This is a genomic window from Pseudomonas alkylphenolica (genome assembly GCF_000746525.1).
GTDB classification, from domain to species: Bacteria; Pseudomonadota; Gammaproteobacteria; order Pseudomonadales; family Pseudomonadaceae; genus Aquipseudomonas; species Aquipseudomonas alkylphenolica.
In genome coordinates this window covers 4,272,220-4,288,279 of the sequence record NZ_CP009048.1, presented here as the reverse complement: position 1 = coordinate 4,288,279, position 16,060 = coordinate 4,272,220, and the positions used below count along the sequence as shown (strand labels likewise).

17 protein-coding genes are annotated in these 16,060 nt (G+C 61.1%); 10 read left to right on the top strand and 7 right to left on the bottom strand.

From position 1 onward, the window contains the following. Nucleotides 1–16 precede the first annotated feature (16 nt). Both PSAKL28_RS19625 and PSAKL28_RS19620 read right to left on the bottom strand, forming a co-directional pair. On the bottom strand, nucleotides 17–640 hold the full coding sequence (locus PSAKL28_RS19625) for a DNA-3-methyladenine glycosylase family protein (protein WP_038613625.1): 624 nt from the start codon (nucleotides 638–640) through the stop codon (nucleotides 17–19). Continuing rightward, complete coding sequence (locus PSAKL28_RS19620) at nucleotides 637–1,983, bottom strand: aminotransferase-like domain-containing protein (protein WP_038613623.1); 1,347 nt, start codon at nucleotides 1,981–1,983, stop codon at nucleotides 637–639. Before PSAKL28_RS19620 ends, PSAKL28_RS19625 begins: the two co-directional genes overlap by 4 nt. An 87-nt stretch (nucleotides 1,984–2,070) precedes the next feature. On the opposite strand from PSAKL28_RS19620, the gene PSAKL28_RS19615 reads away from it, so the two are divergent. From PSAKL28_RS19615 to PSAKL28_RS19580, 8 genes are all read left to right on the top strand, one after another. Then, on the top strand, nucleotides 2,071–3,024 hold the full coding sequence (locus tag PSAKL28_RS19615) for a threonine dehydratase (RefSeq protein WP_038613622.1): 954 nt from the start codon (nucleotides 2,071–2,073) through the stop codon (nucleotides 3,022–3,024). A gap of 85 nt (nucleotides 3,025–3,109) precedes the next feature. After that, nucleotides 3,110–3,442, top strand: a complete 333-nt coding sequence (locus tag PSAKL28_RS19610) for a type II toxin-antitoxin system HicB family antitoxin (protein ID WP_038613621.1) — start codon at nucleotides 3,110–3,112, stop codon at nucleotides 3,440–3,442. A gap of 97 nt (nucleotides 3,443–3,539) precedes the next feature. After that, nucleotides 3,540–4,196 carry a LysE family translocator gene (locus PSAKL28_RS19605; protein WP_038613619.1) on the top strand — a complete coding sequence of 219 codons (657 nt, stop codon included), beginning with the start codon at nucleotides 3,540–3,542 and terminating at the stop codon, nucleotides 4,194–4,196. Nucleotides 4,197–4,411: 215 nt separating this feature from the next. Further along, nucleotides 4,412–4,903, top strand: a complete 492-nt coding sequence (locus PSAKL28_RS19600) for a GyrI-like domain-containing protein (protein ID WP_038613618.1) — start codon at nucleotides 4,412–4,414, stop codon at nucleotides 4,901–4,903. A gap of 100 nt (nucleotides 4,904–5,003) precedes the next feature. Beyond that, nucleotides 5,004–5,438, top strand: a complete 435-nt coding sequence (locus PSAKL28_RS19595; RefSeq protein ID WP_038613616.1) for a YybH family protein — start codon at nucleotides 5,004–5,006, stop codon at nucleotides 5,436–5,438. A 57-nt stretch (nucleotides 5,439–5,495) separates the two neighbouring features. Further along, on the top strand, nucleotides 5,496–5,840 hold the full coding sequence (locus tag PSAKL28_RS19590) for a YciI family protein (RefSeq protein WP_038613614.1): 345 nt from the start codon (nucleotides 5,496–5,498) through the stop codon (nucleotides 5,838–5,840). A 19-nt stretch (nucleotides 5,841–5,859) separates the two neighbouring features. Beyond that, a complete protein-coding gene (locus tag PSAKL28_RS19585) occupies nucleotides 5,860–6,345 on the top strand; it encodes an SRPBCC family protein (protein ID WP_038613612.1) in 486 nt (161 codons plus the stop codon). Then, complete coding sequence (locus PSAKL28_RS19580; RefSeq protein ID WP_038613611.1) at nucleotides 6,345–7,580, top strand: RNA polymerase sigma factor; 1,236 nt, start codon at nucleotides 6,345–6,347, stop codon at nucleotides 7,578–7,580. The genes PSAKL28_RS19585 and PSAKL28_RS19580 overlap by 1 nt, the downstream gene beginning before the upstream one ends. Before the next feature lie 3 nt (nucleotides 7,581–7,583). Here PSAKL28_RS19580 and PSAKL28_RS19575 read toward each other — a convergent pair whose 3' ends face one another. After that, a complete protein-coding gene (locus PSAKL28_RS19575; protein ID WP_010223082.1) occupies nucleotides 7,584–8,054 on the bottom strand; it encodes a MaoC family dehydratase in 471 nt (156 codons plus the stop codon). A 35-nt stretch (nucleotides 8,055–8,089) separates the two neighbouring features. Beyond that, a complete protein-coding gene (locus PSAKL28_RS19570) occupies nucleotides 8,090–9,034 on the bottom strand; it encodes an alpha/beta hydrolase (RefSeq protein WP_038613609.1) in 945 nt (314 codons plus the stop codon). 209 nt (nucleotides 9,035–9,243) lie between these two features. On the opposite strand from PSAKL28_RS19570, the gene fadD2 reads away from it, so the two are divergent. After that, nucleotides 9,244–10,932, top strand: a complete 1,689-nt coding sequence (fadD2, locus tag PSAKL28_RS19565; RefSeq protein ID WP_038613606.1) for a long-chain-fatty-acid--CoA ligase FadD2 — start codon at nucleotides 9,244–9,246, stop codon at nucleotides 10,930–10,932. A 325-nt stretch (nucleotides 10,933–11,257) separates the two neighbouring features. Continuing rightward, the gene (gene fadD1 / locus PSAKL28_RS19560; RefSeq protein WP_038613604.1) at nucleotides 11,258–12,955 is read left to right on the top strand and encodes a long-chain-fatty-acid--CoA ligase FadD1; all 1,698 of its coding nucleotides are present in this window, start codon (nucleotides 11,258–11,260) and stop codon (nucleotides 12,953–12,955) included. A gap of 99 nt (nucleotides 12,956–13,054) precedes the next feature. Here fadD1 and PSAKL28_RS19555 read toward each other — a convergent pair whose 3' ends face one another. The 3 genes from PSAKL28_RS19555 to PSAKL28_RS27910 all read right to left on the bottom strand — a co-directional run bounded on the left by PSAKL28_RS19555 (nucleotide 13,055) and on the right by PSAKL28_RS27910 (nucleotide 16,012). Further along, the gene (locus PSAKL28_RS19555; protein ID WP_038613602.1) at nucleotides 13,055–14,362 is read right to left on the bottom strand and encodes an NAD(P)/FAD-dependent oxidoreductase; all 1,308 of its coding nucleotides are present in this window, start codon (nucleotides 14,360–14,362) and stop codon (nucleotides 13,055–13,057) included. A 30-nt stretch (nucleotides 14,363–14,392) separates the two neighbouring features. Continuing rightward, the gene (locus PSAKL28_RS19550; RefSeq protein ID WP_038613601.1) at nucleotides 14,393–15,757 is read right to left on the bottom strand and encodes a glutamine synthetase family protein; all 1,365 of its coding nucleotides are present in this window, start codon (nucleotides 15,755–15,757) and stop codon (nucleotides 14,393–14,395) included. A 90-nt stretch (nucleotides 15,758–15,847) separates the two neighbouring features. Beyond that, on the bottom strand, nucleotides 15,848–16,012 hold the full coding sequence (locus tag PSAKL28_RS27910; protein ID WP_167335126.1) for a hypothetical protein: 165 nt from the start codon (nucleotides 16,010–16,012) through the stop codon (nucleotides 15,848–15,850). Between the last annotated feature and the right edge of the window lie 48 nt (nucleotides 16,013–16,060).

Sequence of the window (16,060 nt, the reverse complement as noted above, 5' to 3'; positions counted from 1 at the left end):
ACTCCGGGTCTTGCGTTCAAACTCGTGGATTCGGTACCCGCCACAGGTACCAGGCGGCAATGGTGCGGTAAGGGCTCCAGGTCTGACCGAATTCAATCATCTGGCGGCGAGTGGGCTGGGTGTCCAGGCCTTGCAGTCGACGGTAGCCCTCACGTACGCCAAAGTCATCGGCGGGCAGGATGTCCATACGCTCCAGGGTGTAGATCAGCAGCATCTCCACGGTCCAGCGGCCGACGCCACGCAAGCTCACCAGACGTTCGATCAGTTGCTCATCATCCAGTGCCAGCGCCTGTTCGTGGTCTGGCACCACACCGTCCTGACGCGCCTTGGCGATACCCTGGATGGTGGCCAGCTTGTTGCCGGAGAAGCCGCAGGCGCGCAGCTGTTCGGGCGAAGTGGCCAATACCTGCTCTGGGCTCGGAAAGGCACAGCCCGGATACAGCGCAAGGAAGCGCCCGAGGATCGCATCGCCGGCTTTCACATGCAGTTGCTGGTAGGCAATGGCTCGCACCAGCGCCTGATACGGGTCACGCTCGGGGCGCGGTTGATGCAGGCAGGGGCCGATGGCCTGAACATGTGCGGCCCATTTGGGATCAAGCGCGGCGAGAAACTGCTCGGCCTGGTTGAACAAACTACTCATGCTCTCTCCATGGCGTGGGCCACGCGCTCCAGCGCCTGCTTCAGTTGCGCACGGCTGCTGGCGGCGGACAGGCTGATACGAACCGCCGCCAGGTCGCCCTGTTTTACGGCAAATACTTCGGCCGGGACCACCTCTACCGCGTTGGCCCGACAGCGTTGCACCAGCGTTTGTGCCGGCATCGCACAGCTTACCCAGATGTGCGGCGAGGGATGCAGGCCGAAGAGCCGCTCACTGCCGAGTATCTTGCGTGCCAGGCGCCAGCGCTGTTCGACCTCTGCACGTTGCCAGGCCAGTCGCCGGTTGGCCGTACCCTCACTGATCCAGCGGCAGGCGATCTGCAGGTTCAGTGGCGATACCTGCCAATGGGTCGCCTGTGCGTGCGGGTCGATTTTAGCCAACAGCAGCGGGTCCGCGACGATCCAGCCCAGGCGCAGTCCGGCAGCAACGGTCTTCGACAGACTGCTGATCAGTATCCCCTGCTGGCCCAGCAACGGCCACAAGGGCGGCTGGTCGGCCAGCGCGCCGTAGACATCGTCTTCGATCAGCAGCAGACCGTGGCGATGCACCACCTCGGCAACGGCCTGCTGGCGTTCGCGGCCCATGCAGGCACCGGTGGGGTTTTGCAGGCTGGGCGTGAGCACCACCACCCGCGCGCCGGTCGCGCGGGCGACGCGGTCGAGGTCATCGGGAACGATCCCCTGGCGGTCCAGGGCAATGCCGTGCAGGGGCAGGCGTAGCTGGCGGCAGGCGGCCTTGATGCCGGGGGCCGTCAGGCTTTCGACCAGTACCGGATCGCCTGCCTGGCACAGCGACAGCAACAGGCTGAACAGACCTTGCTGGGCACCGCCGCATAACAGCACCTGGCTGGCGCTCACCTGCAACCCCCGGTTGGCCAGCCAGGCAGCCCCTTGTACGCGGGCCAGGAGCAGTGCGTCGGCACTCAGGTAATGCTCCAGGCTGCGCACTTCGCCGTCCTGCAGCAGGGCCTGCAGGGTGCGTTCGATGTCATGGTTGTCGGGATCGATCACTGGCACGTTGGTCGACAAATCGATCAGGCTGGGCTGCGCGGTCTTTTGTTTCAGATGAAACAGCGTGGCTTCTTTGCTGCCAGCCAGCACATAGGTGCCACGTCCGACCTCGCCGCTGACCAGATGCCGGGTGGCAGCCTCGCGGTAGGCCTGCTGGGTGGTGCTGGGGTTGAGCCCCAGCGCCCAGGCCAGACGCCGTTGCGGCGGCAGGCGTGCGCCGACCGGCAGTTCGCCACACTCGATGGCTTCGGCAATGGCATCGACTAGCGCCAGGTAACGGGGTTGCCCGGTGTCAGGCAGGGTAGGGGTCCACATTTATTGTTGGCCATGCAATATAAGCTTTTACCCATACAATGAACCGAGGCTAGGATCAGGTCAAACCCACTGCTGCCGAGGTGTTCCATGTTCGACCTGACTGCCCTGCGTGAAGCTGCCCGTCTGGTGCATGCCAGTGTGCCCGCCACTGCTCAATATGCCTGGCCACGGCTGGCCGAGCGGTTGGGTTGCGAAGTCTGGGTCAAGCATGAGAACCATGCGCCGACCGGTGCGTTCAAGGTGCGCGGCGGTTTGCTTTACGTGCAATGGCTGCTGGGGCAAAAAACGCAGGTGCGTGGTCTGGTCACCGCCACCCGTGGCAACCACGGGCAGAGCATGGCCCTGGCGGCGCGTAACGCCGGGCTGCCGATCATCATCGTGGTGCCGCAAGGTAACTCGCGGGAGAAGAACGCGGCGATGCGCGCCCAGGGCGCGGAATTGATCGAATACGGCGCGGATTTCGACCAGGCCCGTGAAGAGGCTGCACGTCAGGCGCAACTGCATGACTATGAGATGGTGCCGTCCTTCCACCCGCAACTGGTTCGCGGTGTGGCCACTTATGCCCTGGAGTTGTTCGAAGCGGTTGCAGACCTTGATTGCGTGTATGTGCCCATCGGTATGGGCTCGGGGATCTGTGGGCTGATCCAGGCCCGTAACCTGCTGGGCCTGCGTACCGAGATCGTTGGCGTGGTGTCGAGCGCCGCCGATGCCTTTGCCTTGAGCGTTGAACAAGGTCGCATCGTCACCACCGCCACGGCCAATACCTTTGCCGATGGCATGGCCTGCCGCATGCCGGTGCCGGAAGCCTTCGAGATCATCCGCCAGCACGCGGCGCGGATCGTCAGGGTCAGTGACGAGGAGGTGGCCCAGGCGATTCGCATCTACCACGAGGACACCCACAACACCGCCGAAGGTGCCGGCGCGGCGGGGCTGGCGGCGCTGGTTCAGGAGCGCGAACGCCAGCGCGGGCGCAAGGTGGCCGTGGTGCTCAGTGGCGCCAATATCGATCGGGAGCGGTATGCGCAGGTGTTGGCGGGGTGATGGAAAAATCCTGAATTGATCGCTTGGAAAAAGTGCTATCAGGATTTGATAGCATTTTTTGACCATCCAAAGAACTTTACTTCCAATGAATGCAATCAGTTACAAGGGCTATAACGCTCGAATCGAATACGACCCGCGCGATGATATTTTTGTCGGCCGTGTATTGGGGGTGCGAGACATCATCAGTTTCCACGTCAGTTCTGTCAGCCAGTTGCATGAAGCATTTCACCTGGCTTTGGACGATTACCTGGCCGATTGTGCCGAGCGAGGCGTGACGCCCGAGCGGCCTGCCTCCGGCAAAGTTATGCTGCGCATTCGGCCCGAAGTCCATGCCGCTGCAACCATTGCCGCACAGTCGGCGGGCAAGAGTCTGAACCAGTGGGCGGATGAAGTGTTCGAGCGCGCGGCTCAGGCATAACGGGCTTGCCTTCGGGCCAGGGCAATTTCTTCCAATACAGCCGCGCTGAATCCCGCTTTAATAGCGCCTGCCTTCAACGCTGTCTATGGAATGCCCTATGCCTTTTTCCAACGGATTTCTCCTCAGCCTCTCCCTGTGCCTGGATATCGGTATCGCCAATATCGCCATGATCACCCTGGCCATGCAGCGCGGGTTTCTTCAGGGTTTCTGGCTGGGCCTGGGGACGTGTGTCGGTGATCTGTTGTATGCGGTGGCGGCCCTGGCCGGCATGACCGTGTTGCTGCAGTTCGAGACCGTGCGCTGGGTGCTGTGGCTGGGCGGTTCGGTGTTGCTGGTGTGGTTCGCGGTGAAAATGCTGCTGGCGGCGTGGCGCGGCGAAGGTCATGTGCAAGCCGGTGACGTGGTGGTGGAGTCATCCTGGCGCGAGTTTTTGCGTGGGATCTTTCTGGCCATGTCTTCACCCAGTGCGATCCTCTGGTTCGCGGCGGTAGGCGGTGTGCTGATTTCGCGCTCCGGTGGCGGCAGCCTGATGGAGGCGGGCCTGTTCCTGTCAGGATTTCTTGCAGCAGGGCTGCTCTGGTGCCTGTCACTTTGCCTGATCGCCAGTCATGGCGGGCGGCTGCTCGGTGACCGGCTGCTGACCTGGTCTTATCTGCTTTCGGCAGGCATCTTCTGTTACTTCGCGGTCTATGTAATTGCCTCCGGATACCGCGAGTTCATCCTTGCCGTGCCAGCGGCCACAGCGGGTCTATAATCAGTCGGGGTACCCGTGTGCAGGTGCCATCAGGCCGGAGGATCTTCGAGATGAAAGGTCTTGATGCGAAAAAAATGGCCAAGAAAAAACCCCTGAAAACCGCAGATGAAAAACGCGCCGCCAAACGCGCCAAACGTTCGGCAGCCAGTGGTTTTCTCCCATGACAACGACCCGGAGCCCCGCAAGGGGCTCCTTGTTCATATAAGGCAAAGGATATGTCTACCCCGATTCAAGTTGCAGTCCAGCCCGTGCGCTTCGAGCAGGGCGATGGCTTCACCATCGCCGGTATCGGTGGTCGCTTCTCGCAGTCCAGCATCAGTCAGATTCCTCAACTGTGGCAGCGCTTCGAACCGCACATCGGCAAGGTCCCGGGGCAAGTCGGCGAGCATACCTACGGCGTTTGCTGCAACGCCGACGGCAACGGCAATTTTGACTACATCGCTGGTGTGCAGGTGGCGGGGGTAGAGCTGCTGCCAGCCGGCTTCCAGCATGTCGAACTCAAGCCCCAGCGCTATGCCGTGTTCGAGCACCACGGCAGTGTCGATAACCTCAAGGCTACGTTCCAGGCCATCTGGCACGACTGGTTACCGCAATCGGGCGAACAGGTTGCCCAGGCACCGGAGTTCGAACGCTATGGCAAGGATTTCGATCCTTTTGCCAGCCACAGTGTGATGGAAATCTGGCTGCCGCTGGACCGCAAAAAATAATCCGCTGCGGCTGTCGAATCCCGGCGTCCTCATTCGACCATCTGTGAACGCGCCGATTCGCTCGGCGCCTGACCGTTGTCGAATCGCAGAGGGCACGACCATGAGCAGCGTCGCCGAAAACGAAGTCCGTCAACTTATCGAACGCTGGATTCCAGCCGTTCGCGCCCGGGATATTCCGGCCATCACCGCCCCTTACGCCGATGACATCGTCGCCTTCGATGCCGTCAAGGCATTGCAATTCAAAGGTAAAGCGGCCTACCAGGCGCACTGGCAAGCCTGCATGGAGCACTGCCCCGGCGACATGATCTTCGAGATGGAGCAGTTGCAGATTCATGCCACGCCAGAGCTGGCGCTGGCCCACTGGCTCAATCGCTGTGGCCCGGCCAGCGACGAGGGCGGCGAAGATAAAAGCTGCTACATGCGCGTAACCGCGGGCTACAAGCGAATCGACGGGCAATGGAAAGTGATTCATGAACACTGGTCGGCGCCATTCGACATGGAAACCGGTGCCGCCCTGTTCTCGCTCAAGCCTTGAGCTGAGAGCGTCGAGGATTATGCCGAATTGCACTTTGCATCCGCTGTGGAGATGACGATGAAATACCTTTGCCTGGTCTATTGTGAAGAGAGTCTGTTGCACAGCTTGCCCGACAGCCCAGCGGATGCCGAGTGCATGGCCTATGCCGAGTCGATCCAGGGCAGCGGCCGGATGCTCGCCGCCGAGGCACTCAAGCCGGTGCAGACCGCCACCACCGTGCGTGTTCGCGGTGGCCACATGAGCCTGACTGATGGGCCTTTCGCCGAGACCAAGGAACAACTGGCCGGCTTCTATCTGGTTGATGCCCGCGACCTGAATGAAGCGCTGAACATTGCCAAGGGAATACCTGCCGCCAGGGTCGGCAGCATCGAGGTGAGGCCGATCCGCGAGCTCCAACCCTGAGACGCAGGAGAACAATAATATGAGCCTCTACCCCCCTGGCAATGCGCAGTACGAACTGTCCTTGACCCGCGTGATCGATGCACCGCGCAGCAAGGTGTTCCGGGCCTGGACCGAACCCGATCTGCTTGCGCAATGGTGGGGCCCCAACGGCATGACCACGCCCTTGTGCGAAATGCAGTTGTGGGTGGGAGGGTTGTTTCGCACGGTAATGCAGGCCCCGGATGGTACCGAATACCCGAACCAGGGGGTGTTCCTGGACATCGTCCCCCCTGAACGGATTGTCTTCACCGATGCCTTCGGGCCGGGCTGGGTTCCGTCGAACAAGGCGTTCATGGCCGTGGTGGTGACCTTTGAGGAGCATCAGGGCAAGACCAAGTACACCGCACGCGCGTTGCACTGGAATGCCGCCGATTGCCTGGCACATGAAGAAATGGGCTTTCATCGCGGCTGGGGTGAAAGCCTGGATCGCCTGGTCGCACTGGTGACCACCCAGATGCCGGGCTGATGACGACGCTGGTTCAGGTGCGGGCTGAAGTCGAGTCGGTCTACAGGCGCGAGTCGCGCCGGATTCTGGCGACCCTGATTCGCTTGCTGGGTGATTTCGACCTGGCCGAAGAGGCCATGCACGAAGCGTTTTTCGTTGCGGTTGAGCGTTGGCAGCGCGATGGCATTCCTGCCAACCCACGGGCCTGGCTGGTGTCCGCCGGACGCTTCAAAGCCATTGACGGGTTGCGGCGAAGAGCCCGTTTCGACCGCTCGCAGACGCAGTTGATGATGGCGCTGGAGGCGCGGCAGGAGGATGAGGTGACAGACCAGGAGCTGGAAGATGATCGCCTGCGCCTGATTTTCACGTGCTGTCATCCGGCGCTGGCTGCCGATGCTCAGGTACCGCTGACCCTGCGCGAAGTCTGTGACCTGACCACTGAGGAAATCGCCCGGGCTTTTTTGCAAAGCCCGGCGACCATTGCCCAGCGAATCGTGCGGGCCAAGGCCAAGATCCGCGATGCGCGGATTCCCTATCAGGTCCCGTCACTGGCGGAGCTGCCCGAGCGTCTGGACAGCGTCCTGCGGGTCATTTATCTGGTGTTCAACGAGGGCTATTCGGCGTCATCGGGTGACAACCTGATGCGCAATGACCTCAGTGATGAAGCGATCCGCCTGGGGCGACTGTTGCAGCAGTTGCTGCCTGACCCAGAAGCGCTCGGCCTGCTGGCGTTGATGCTGTTGCAGGCGTCGCGACAGGCGGCTCGCAGCGATGAGAATGGCGATTTGATCCTGCTGGATCAGCAGGACCGCAGCTTATGGAATCGCGCATTGATTGCCGAAGGTAGCCAGTTGGTGCAGCAGGCACTGCGCAGCCAGCAGCTCGGGGTGTACAGCTTGCAGGCAGCGATTGCTGCAGTGCATGCCGAAGCGGCCAGTGCCGAGCAGACGGACTGGGAAGAAATCGTCGGTTTGTACGATGTGCTGCTGCGCGGATGGCCTTCGCCAGTGGTCGAGCTCAATCGCGCTGCGGCCCTGGCGCGTCGTGACGGACCGCAGGCAGGCCTGCTGGCGGTGGAGGCGATTCTGGCGCGGGGGCAGTTGCAGGATTATCACCTGGCCCACAGCGCCCGCGCCGAACTGTGTCGGCAACTGGGGCGCCTGGATCAGGCCCGTGATGCCTACCACACCGCTCTGGGCCTGACCTCGCAAGGTGCCGAGCGGCGCTTTATCAAGCGCCGCCTGAGCGAGTTGTGAACTTCAGCCGATGGTGATCGGCGGCGGGCTCACCAGGTCGACAGTCTGCTGTTTGCGCGGGGCGAGGATTTCAGCCTCGCCATCGACCACCAGCTCATCATTCTGGTTGAACACGCGGGTGGCGATGCGCACCTTGAATTTCGGCAGCTTCTCGAGGATTTCCAGGCGCACGGTCAGGGTGTCGCCGAACTTCACCGGCTTCTGGAAGCTCATGGTCTGACCCAGGTAGATGGTGCCCGGGCCAGGCAGCTCGCAGGCCACCGCGGCGCTGATCAGGGCACCGCTGAACATACCGTGGGCGATACGCTCCTTGAACATGCTCTTGGCGGCGAACTCGGCATCCAGGTGCACGGGGTTGTGGTCACCGGACATGGCAGCGAACAGCTGGATGTCACGTTCTTCGACGGTCTTGCTGAAACTGGCGGTCTGGCCGACTTCAAGGGCTTCGTAAGGCGTGTTGGTGACCTGGGTCATCGATTCGGTTCCTGCTAGGGGCACGGGGGCGGCCGTCATTCGCTGCGGGCAGGGCGGCCAATGGCCAGGGCCTGTTCCAGCCAGTCGATGATCGCGGCCGTGACCTCGTCACGGTTGGTTTCATTGAGCAGTTCATGTCGCGCTTTGGGGTATAGCTGCAACTGCACATGCTGGTTGCCGGCCAGGCGCAAAGCACCGGCCAGATCTTTGAGACGCTTGCCGGCACTGACCGGATCACATTCACCGCCCATCACCAGGATCGGCAGGTTCGGATCGATCTGTTTGAGGTTGGCCGGCTGGCTGATCTGTTCAAGCCCCATCAGCAGGTCGATCCATAAACGATTGGTGCAGCGGAAGCCGCACAACGGGTCGGTCACATAGCGGTCGACTTCGGCGTTGTCGCGGCTGAGCCAGTCGAAGGCCGTGCGTGTGGGTTTGAAGGCCTTGTTGAAGGAGCCAAAGGACAACCAGTCGATCAACGCACTGTGGCCCAGAGGACCCTGACGCCAGGCTTCGATACGGGCAATCACGCACGCCGTGCGGTACAGCGCCGGGGGCTGGAAGTTCGAGCCGCTGAGGATGGCGCCTTGCAGACTGGCGCCATGGTGTATCAGGTACGCCTGGGCAATGTAGCTGCCCATGCTGTGGCCGAAGAGAAACACCGGGGTACCGGGAAACTGCTGGCCGATGTGCTGGCTGAGCATGCCCAGGTCGTTGACCACCGCGCTCCAGCCATCGTGGCGGGCGAACAGGCCCAGGGTGCCGAGCTCGGCGGTACGGCCATGGCCGCGCTGGTCATGGGCAATCAGTGCATAGCCCGCCGCACTCAGGGCCTGGCCCAGGCGTTGATAGCGGCCGGCATGTTCGGCCATGCCATGGGCCAGCAGCACGACTGCCTTGATCGGCGTACTGGGCAGCCATTGGTAGACATAAAGGCTGCAGTGATCGCTGGCCGCTAGCCAGAACGCATCGTGGTGCATGGCGAGTCCTTGTGCGCACAGGTGAGTAACTCAGCTCAGTGTATAACCCAAGCGTGCAATCGAAGGGCAGCGACAAACAAGATTCACAATGTAAATGACAGCGCTTGGCATATTTGCCACCTGCGGCATACCTGCTAACGTCGGCACAGCACCTTCTTCGCCAAGCAGGCAAGGGGACCGGAACGGCTCAGGTATGAGGACAAGAATAAATGCAGGCTGATTTCTGGAATGACAAGCGCCCGGCAGGCGTTCCTTCGAACATTGACATGAATGCTTACAAGTCTGTGATCGAAGTGTTCGAACGCTCGTGCAAGAAGTTTGCTGACCGCCCGGCGTTCAGCAATCTCGGGGTGACGATGACCTACGCTGAGCTGGATCGTTACTCTGCGGCCTTTGCCGCCTATCTGCAGCAACACACCGATCTGGTGCCGGGCGACCGTATCGCGGTGCAGATGCCCAATGTGCTGCAGTACCCGATCGCAGTGTTTGGCGCCTTGCGTGCCGGGCTGATCGTGGTCAACACCAACCCGCTGTATACCGCTCGCGAGATGCGTCATCAATTCAAGGATTCCGGGGCCCGGGCGCTGGTCTACCTGAACATGTTCGGCAAACTGGTGCAGGAGGTACTGCCCGATACCGGCATCGACTTCCTTATCGAAGCGAAGATGGGCGACATGCTGCCGGCGGCCAAGGGCTGGCTGGTCAATACCATTGTCGCCAAGGTCAAGAAGATGGTCCCGGACTTCCATCTGCCCCAGGCTGTGCCCTTCAAGAGCGCGTTGAGTCAGGGACGTGGCGCAGTGCCCAAGCAGGTCTCGCTGAGCCTCGATGATATCGCTGTGCTGCAGTACACCGGTGGCACCACCGGCCTGGCCAAGGGCGCAATGCTGACTCACGGCAACCTGGTGGCCAACATGCTCCAGGTGCTGGCGTGCTTCTCCCAGCACGGCCCTGATGGCCAGCGGCTGATCAAAGAGGGCCAGGAGGTGATGATCGCACCGCTGCCGCTCTACCATATCTATGCCTTTACCGCGAATTGCATGTGCATGATGGTGACCGGCAACCACAACGTGCTGATCACCAATCCGCGAGACATTCCAGGCTTTATCAAAGAGCTGAAAAAATGGAAGTTCTCCGGGCTTCTCGGCCTGAACACCTTGTTCGTGGCGTTGATGAATCACCCGGAATTCAAGAACCTGGATTTCTCCGCGCTGAAAGTCACCAACTCCGGTGGCACCGCGCTGGTGACGGCCACCGCCGAGCGCTGGGAAAGCCTGACGGGCTGCCGCATCGTCGAAGGCTATGGCCTGACGGAAACCTCGCCGGTGGCCAGCACCAATCCGTACGGCAAGCTGGCGCGACTGGGTACAGTGGGCATTCCAGTGCCGGGTACGGCATTCAAGGTCATTGACGATGCAGGCAACGAACAGCCGATGGGCGAGCGGGGCGAGTTGTGCATCAAGGGCCCGCAAGTGATGAAAGGCTACTGGCAGCACCCTGAGGCTACGGCCGAGGCGCTTGATAGCGAGGGCTGGTTCAAGACCGGTGATATCGCGGTGATCGATCCTGATGGTTTTACCCGGATTGTCGATCGCAAGAAGGACATGATCATCGTTTCCGGTTTCAACGTGTACCCGAACGAGATCGAAGAGGTGGTCATGGGCCACCCGCAAGTGGCCAACTGCGCGGTGATCGGCATTCCAGACGAGCGCTCCGGCGAAGCTGTGAAGCTGTTTGTGGTGCCGCGTGAAGGCGGGGTGAGTCTTGAAGAGCTGAAGGCTTACTGCAAAGCCAACTTCACCGGCTACAAAGTGCCCAAGCACATCGTGCTGCGCGATTCGTTACCGATGACGGCGGTAGGCAAGATCCTGCGCCGGGAGCTGCGCGATATCGCCTGACGTCCAGGGTGGGCGCGGGCTTCTGTGGGAGCGGGCTTGCCCCGCGATGCGGTGTGTCAGGTACATCGCATCGCGTGGCAAGCCCGCTCCCACTTTATATGCATAAACTGGTTGTTTAGGTTTTTTACTCTAAAAATGACCATTGCATAATCAAGAGTCATTTTTGTGACTGTTTGGGCTGCTTTAGCTCTAGGCGACCCTTTGCAAAGCTGCTACTCTCGGCCCGCTTCTGATGATCTGGTTTGCAATAAACCGTAATCTTATATCAATAATAATCGCATCGACTGCGGTGAAGAATTCGCTGGTGCTGGAGGAGTGGGCTTCCATGATCGAAAATTTTTGGAAGGATAAGTACCCAGCCGGGGTTGCGGCGCAAATCAACCCCGATGAGTACCCGAATATCCAGGCAGTATTGAAACAGTCCTGCCAACGCTTTGCTGACAAACCAGCCTTTAGCAACCTGGGCAAAACACTGACCTACGGCCAGCTGTACGAGTTGTCGGGGGCCTTCGCCGCCTACCTGCAGCAGCATACTGACCTGCAGCCCGGCGATCGTATCGCCGTGCAACTGCCCAACGTGCTGCAATATCCGGTTGCCGTATTCGGCGCTATGCGTGCCGGCCTGATCGTGGTGAACACCAACCCGCTGTATACCGCACGGGAGCTGGAGCACCAATTCAATGACTCCGGTGCCAAAGCGCTGGTGTGTCTGGCCAACATGGCGCACCTGGCCGAAAAGGTCGTGCCCAAGACCCAGATCAAACACGTTATTGTCACCGAAGTGGCCGATATGCTGCCACCGGTAAAGCGCCTGTTGATCAACAGCGTGATCAAGTACGTGAAAAAAATGGTCCCGGCCTACCACTTGCCCAAGGCGCTGAAGTTCAATGATGTATTGAGCAAAGGCGCCGGCCAGCCGGTGAAAGAAGCGAGCCCCGACAGCAATGATGTGGCCGTGTTGCAGTACACCGGTGGCACCACCGGGGTGGCCAAGGGCGCGATGCTTACCCACCGTAACCTGGTGGCCAATATGCTGCAGTGCCGGGCGCTGATGGGCTCCAACCTCAATGAAGGTTGCGAGATCCTGATCACCCCGTTGCCGCTGTACCACATCTATGCCTTCACCTTTCATTGCATGGCAATGATGCTGATCGGCAACCACAACATCCTGATCAGCAACCCGCGCGACTTGCCGGCGATGGTCAAGGAGTTGTCGAAGTGGAAGTTCAGCGGCTTTGTCGGGCTGAACACCTTGTTCGTTGCCCTGTGCAACAACGAAAACTTCCGCAAGCTGGATTTCTCGAATCTGAAAATCACCCTGTCGGGCGGCATGGCCCTGCAGATGAGTGTCGCCGAGCGCTGGAAAGCAGTGACTGGTTGCGCCATCTGCGAAGGTTACGGCATGACCGAAACCAGCCCGGTGGCGGCGGTCAACCCGGCCGAGCAGAACCAGATCGGTACCATCGGTATTCCGGTGCCTTCGACCCTGTGCAAGATCATCAATGATGAGGGTGTCGAACTGCCGCTGGGTGAAGTCGGTGAACTGTGCGTCAAGGGCCCGCAAGTGATGAAGGGCTACTGGCAGCGCCTGGATGCGACCACCGAGATCCTCGACAGCGAAGGTTGGTTGAAGACCGGTGACATCGCCCTGATCCAGCCTGACGGCTACATGCGGATTGTCGATCGCAAGAAAGACATGATTCTGGTGTCCGGATTCAACGTATACCCCAACGAGCTTGAAGACGTGCTGGCTGCGCTGCCGGGCGTGTTGCAGTGTGCAGCCATCGGCGTGCCGGACGAGAAGTCCGGTGAAGTGATCAAGCTGTTCATCGTTGCACGGCCTGGCGTGACCCTGACCAAAGATCAGGTGATGGAGCACATGCGTGCCAATGTCACCGGCTACAAGGTGCCGCGTTTCATCGAGTTCCGTGATGCGCTGCCGACCACCAACGTCGGCAAGATCCTGCGTCGTGAGCTGCGTGATGAAGAGCTGAAAAAGCTGGGTCTGAAGAAGATCGCTTGAGTCAGTAATCGCGGGGCAAGTCGAGTCGTCGCACCGCCGCTCCCACCAGGGTTATTGAGTCCCCGGTGGGAGCGGGCTTGCCCCGCGATGCATTTAGCCTCAGCGCAACTTCTCAAGCATCTGGTAATACCACATCCCCGCCGCCAGCAACGGATTGCCCAGCACATCGCCCATCGGCACCTTGATGTGTTTGCAGCCTGCAAAGGTATCGAATTTCTCCAGCGTCCCGGTCAGCGCCTCGGCCATGATTTCGCCCATGATGTGGCTGGTGGCGATACCGTGCCCGGAGTAGCCCTGGCAGTACCAGACATTGTCGGAAAGCTTGCCCAGCTGCGGAATGCGGTTGACCACGATCCCCATGGCACAACTCCACTGGAACTCGATCGGCACGCCCTTGAGTGCCGGGAAGGTGCGCTCGATGCACGGGCGCAACTCACCAGCGATATCCCGCGAGTCACGGCCTGAATAGTTGGCGCCACCGCCGAACAGCAGGCGACCGTCTGCCGTCAGGCGGTAGTAGTCGAGGACAAAGCGGCAGTCATACACCGCCAGGTCCTGAGGGTTGATCTGTGCGGCCAGTTCGCCCAGCGGCGCGGTGGTGACGATGCCACCCATGGCCGGGAAGATCTTGCCCTTGAGCTGGCGCTTTTCCAGTTTGTGGTAGACGTCGCCTGCCAGCAGGATCTGCTTGGCTTCGACTCGCCCTTGCGCGGTGACCACCGCCGGCTGCTCGCCATGGACGATGTCCAGCACCTCGGAATTCTCGAAGATCAGCGCGCCCAGGCTATGCGCTGCACGGGCTTCGCCCAGGCACAGGTTGAGCGGGTGCAGGTGCAGGTTGCGCAGGTTCTTCAGCGCGCCCAGGTACAACGGGCTTTGCAGGTGTTCGGCCATGGCGTTGCGATCGAGTAACTGCACCTGGTCGCCCATGCCGCGGCGCTGTGCTTCGGCTGCGAAAGACTGCAGCTCATGCATGTGCGAGGCCTTCATCGCCGCATGCAGGTGACCGCGCTTGAGGTCGCAGTTGATGCCATAGCGTGCGACCCGCTGTTCGATGATCTGATGCCCGCGCCAGCGCAGGTGCCAGATGAAGTCGTCGACGTCTTCGCCAAGCTTTTCGCGCATCTGCTTGCGCATTGCCTCGTCACCCGAAAGGCTGCCAGTCACCTGGCCGCCGTTGCGACCGCTGGCGCCCCAGCCGATGCGGTTGGTCTCGACAATGGCGACTTTCAGGCCGCGTTCGGCCAGCTCGACGGCGCTGGCCACGCCGGTAAAACCGCCACCGATGATTGCCACGTCGACCTTGACCGTGCCTTTGAGCGTCGGGTACTGGGTGCTGTCGTTGAGGCTGGCGGTGTAGTAGGAAGCACTGCGTTGAGCGGTGCCGGTGTTCACGGCTGCGTTCATAAAAAATCCTTGGCGCAAAAATAAAGTGGATCAGGCCTGGGTCAGGTACCAGCGCCAGTCCTGTTCGCCGACTTCGGCCATGAACTGTCGGTACTCGGCACGTTTGACCGCCAGGTAGACACCGAGAAAGGCTTCGCCGAATGCCTCACGAGCCCAGTCCGAGGCCTCCAGGGCCTTGAGCGAAGTGAGCCAGTCGGTGGGCAGCAGTTCCTTGGCCTGGGCATAGCCGTTGCCTTCGACCGGAGCACCCGGGTCGAGCTGCTGGCGGATGCCCTGGTGCAGGCTGGCGAGGATCGCGGCGGCGGCCAGGTAGGGGTTGGCGTCGGCGCCACAGATGCGATGTTCGATGTGCCGGCTGTTGGCCGGGCCGCCGGGTACGCGCAGGCTCACGGTGCGGTTGTCGACACCCCAGGTCGGCGCCAGCGGTGCATAGCTGTTGGCCTGGAAGCGGCGGTAGGAGTTGGCGTTGGGGCAGAACAGCAGCAACGAGTCGAGCAGGTGCTTGAGCATGCCGGCCACTGATTGACGCAGCAGCGGTGTGCCGGCCTTGTCTTCGCTGGCGAACAGGTTGTTGCCGTGGGCATCAGCCAGGCTTACATGCATGTGCATGCCGGTGCCGGCCAGGTGATCGAAAGGTTTGGCCATGAAGCAGGCCTGCATGCCGTGCTTGTGTGCCACGCCTTTGACCAGACGCTTGTAGCGCACGGCCTGGTCCATGGCCAGCAGTGCATCGCCATGTTCCAGGGTGATTTCGACCTGGCCCGGGGCGTATTCGGAAATCGCCGTGCGTGCCGGGATGCCCTGGGCTTTGCAAGCACTATAAAGATCAGCGAGGAACGGCTCGATCTGCTCCAGCTCGCGCAGGCCATAGACCTGGGTGCCACGCGGACGTCCGCCATCGCTGTCCAGCGCCGCTTGCGGGCGACCCTGGTGGTCGCGCTTCTGGTCGAGCAGGTAGAACTCCAGCTCGCAGGCCATGACCGGATGGTAACCTTCGGCCTTCAGCGCATCGATGACCTTGACCAGCAGGTGGCGCGGGTCGGCGATGGTGGCTGGCAGGCCTTCGCTGGGGTGCATGCTGACCTGCACTGCGGCGGTCGGAATCTGCCGCCAAGGCAAGCGCACCAGGCTGTTTTCCAGCGGATAGGCGCGGCAGTCGATATCACCGACGTCCCACACCAGTCCTGAGTTTTCCACATCGTCGCCATTGAGGGTCAGGCCGAGAATGGTGCTGGGCAGGGGGCGACCGCTTTCATACACCGCCAGCAGTTCTTCGCGGTGCAACAGCTTGCCGCGGGGCACGCCGTTGGCATCGAGGATGAACAGCTCGATCATCTCGATATCAGGGTTGTCAGCCAGGAATGTTCGGGCCTGTTCGATGGGGGCAAATTGCATGCGGTTCTCGCTCGCGCCGTCAGGCGCACAGGACTGTCTTCGCCAGCAGGCGACAGTCATGGACAGGTAGGCCAAGGCTGGCCGATATATTCAGTCTAGGGCGAGAACAACATCTGGTGGGCGGGCATGGCGGCAATGCCACAACGCCCAGAAGGCGAGGATGATGTGAACCAGCGGGTTTTCCCCGGAGCGAGCCCGCACCTTCGGGAACGAAGGGCGCAACAGCGGGTGGGGCAAGCTCAGGGGCGAAGTCATGCGCTGATACTCCCATGCCCTTGAAGGTTCATTAAATCAGCCTTTGTA